The sequence below is a fragment of the Actinoplanes sp. ATCC 53533 genome, from assembly GCF_003947245.1.
On sequence record NZ_QHHV01000336.1, the window covers coordinates 1 to 3061 of the forward strand.

Below are 3061 nucleotides of genomic sequence, written 5' to 3' on the forward strand. Positions count from 1 at the left end.
ACTTCAGCCGCTTGCGGGTGAAGAACGTCGGCGACCACTGCTCCTCGCAGCTCTCGTCGTCGGTGCAGATCTGGTCAAAGGGCACGTCGGGCCAGCGGGTGGCGGTGCCCTCCTTCAGATCCCCGGGCTCACAGTCGGCGTCGTCGCCCTTGCACCGCTCGGCGACCGAGAACACCACTCGCGCCGGCGCGGTCGTCTCGCGCTCGTCGCCGAGGCGCTCGCCGTACTCGATGCGCTTGAGGTAGCCGCCGCGGTCGTACTGCACAGACTTGTCGTCGCGGTTCGCGCCGTACCGGTTGGTCTCGACGCCCCAGTAGTAGGTCATCGTGTTGCCGTGCGCGTCGACGACATAGTCGAGATTCCAGCGCCAGGTCTGCAGGCAGCGCGAGTCGGCGAACTTGTCGTCGTGGCACGGCTCGTCGGCGTCGTCACCGTAGACCGGGACCTGCCAGGCCGAGTCGGTGCTGTCGGTGTCGTCGGCCGTCCGCTTGCCCTTGCCGAAGTAGTACTTGGTGCCGTCGGTCGTGGTGACGACCCAGTACTCCTTGTTGTGACCGTCGTGGAAGCCGCCGGTCTCCTTGGTGATCTTCGTGCCGTCGTCCGACTTGAGCCGCCACTCGTCGCCCGACTTCTTCACCAGTTCGCCGTTGCGGCCGGCGAACGACATCGTCGCGTTGTCGGAGTGCCAGCAGAGGTCGAACTTCTCCTCGCCGCGCTCGTCGTGGCCGTCGTCGGTGCACGAGCGGTAGGAGCGCTCGATGAAACCGACCGCGAGGTCGAAGCCCTCGCCGACCACGGACGGCTGGTTGTTGGTGGAACCCACCCGGCCGTCCACACTCGCCGACGAGTAGCCGAAGCTCAGCTGCGGCGAAGGCCCGGCGAGCGCCGGCGGCACGCGCAGGGGGTACTGCCAGTTGAAACCGCCGGTGTTGCCGCTGTTCTGCCAGCTACCCGACGGGGCCAGCGAGGTCGCGGCGAAACTGCCGGTGCTGCCGCTCGCGCCACTGGAAACGGCCAGCAGACCGACGCCTGCGGCCGAGGCAGTGGCCGCGGAAGCGCGCAGCTTGCTGCCGGCCGGCGCCGATGGCGCGGCAGGCGCCGGGACGTCGGCGACGATGCGCTCGGCCTCGAGGTCGTTGCGGGTGTCGAGCGGTGTCTTGGTGCGGCATTGCGGCTTGTCCGGCGTGGTGACCGCACACGCGGGCACGCTGGCCAGGCGCAACCGGCTGGCCCAGTCCCCGCCGTACGCCTGCGCGAACGCGGAGTAGTCCAGGCCGAGGTTGACCTCGGCGCCGACGGCCTTGCCGTCCGTGCGGGAGACGGACAGCAGCAAACCGTCGATCCCGGCCCGATCCGCGACCGCCCGGTCCAGCACCTCCACCCGTACGGCGCTGGGCGCCGGCGTGCTGGCCTGATCCGGGGCGCCCACGGTGACCGGCAGCCCACCGGGGGCCGCGTGGGCGGCTCCTCGGGGCACTGCCACGGTCGCCACGGCCGGGGTCGGCCAGGCTATCTTCGCGGCCGCGCCGTCGTCCCCGGCGGTGAGCGGCGACTGCATGCCCTCCGTGCCGACGTCGATCGAGACCGACTGCTGCGTCTTGGGCCGGCGGGCTTCCCGGGCCACTTCGTCGACGGTGTCGTCCGCCCGGGCCGGGACCGCCGCGAGCGTCGCGAGCAGGAGTCCCGCCAGGCCGGCAGCCAATGAGGCGCGCCGCATGGATGTTTCCTTCCGGTGCTGAAGCTTGGGCATGGCGGGTCAGGCGGCCGGCGGGCGGCTGGTGAACCAGAGCCCGTCGATGTCGGCGGGATCGAGGACACCGGCGAAGACCCGGACGTCGTCGACGTCACCGGCGAACTGATCCACCCACTTGTCGTTCGACCGGGCCCGGCCCAGTTGCAGGCTGCTCGCGCCGTCCCAGATCGTGCCGGTGTATTTCACGGCGCCCTGCTCCTGGCCGTCCACGAAGATCCGCAGCATGTTGTCCGCCGGATCGAAGACGCCGGTCAGATAGGTCCACTTGTTGAGCGCCGGGGACACGATCGTCCCGGCGTGCACCTGCACCACATCCGTAGCGGCCGGGTTGGCCTTGTCGGACTTGTGCCGCCCGAAGAACCAGTTCTTGGTGGTGGCCGAGTAGCCGAGGGCGAAGCCGTTGCCGTAGGTGCCGGCCTGGCTGACCACCGTGCCGTTGTGGGCGAAGCTGGACGGCTTCACCCAGGCCGCGACGGTCACCCCCTGCCGGGTGTCCACGACGGCAGCGGCGGAGGCGAAGTCGGCCGTCCCGTCGAAGCGCAGCGCCTTGTCGTCGGCTGCGGCCGCGCTGAGCTGCCCGGGCACCCACTCCGGCCCGGCCAGGGTCAGCGGATGGGCCTTGCCGGAACTGTCCCCCGCGGTCGTGCCGGTCGCCTCGTCGAGCTGCCAGACGCCCGCCGCGCAGGTGTCCGCCGCCGGGTCGTCGCAGGCCCGCGTCGGACGGAAGACATAGCGCAACTGAGGGCTGGAGTTTCCGGCCCGGTCGAAGCTCTGCACGTACAGCACGTTGGGGCCGAAGCTGGTCGGGGTGATCGACGGCGAGACTCCCGGGCCGCCGAGCGTGGTGTTGTTGACCGTGTTGACCGGCACGTCAGTGGTGAGCGACCACTTGTAGTAGTCGATGTCGTTGCCGTAGACCGGATCCTTCACGTCACCGGAGGAGAAGGTGAAGAGCCCGCTCTGGCCGACCGGCTTGCCGCGTCCTTCGCTGGGGAAGTCGTCCGAGGTGACGACGGGCGCGACGGTGGGCTCTTCAAGGTCGACGGACAGCTCGCACCAGTCGGACCAGGCGATGCTGTCGACCAGGCCGTCGTTGCTCTTGGCGTGCCATTTGTACGAGTGCCCGTGCACCAGCTTGCCCGCGGGCACCGGCGCGATGAACTCGCCCTGCTGGTCCTGTCGATCGATCGTGGCGGTGTGCGCCGTCTTGCCGGTGGCGATGTCCACCACGTCGAAGGTGACCTTGAGGTTCTGGCTGGTCTCGTCGTCGATCGCGGTCACGTGCAGGTCGGGGGTGGCGTCGCGGAC

The 3061-nt window shown here is 70.0% G+C and carries 1 protein-coding gene and 1 pseudogene; both read right to left on the reverse strand.

What is annotated here, in order from left to right; all coding sequences use genetic code 11:
• Positions 1–1717: pseudogene (locus DMB66_RS56355) on the reverse strand (hypothetical protein); the annotation flags it as partial.
• Between the two features lie 39 nt (positions 1718–1756).
• Positions 1757–3061 (reverse strand): LamG domain-containing protein (locus DMB66_RS56360; RefSeq protein WP_148112900.1); only part of this gene is annotated, 1305 nt, incomplete at its 5' end.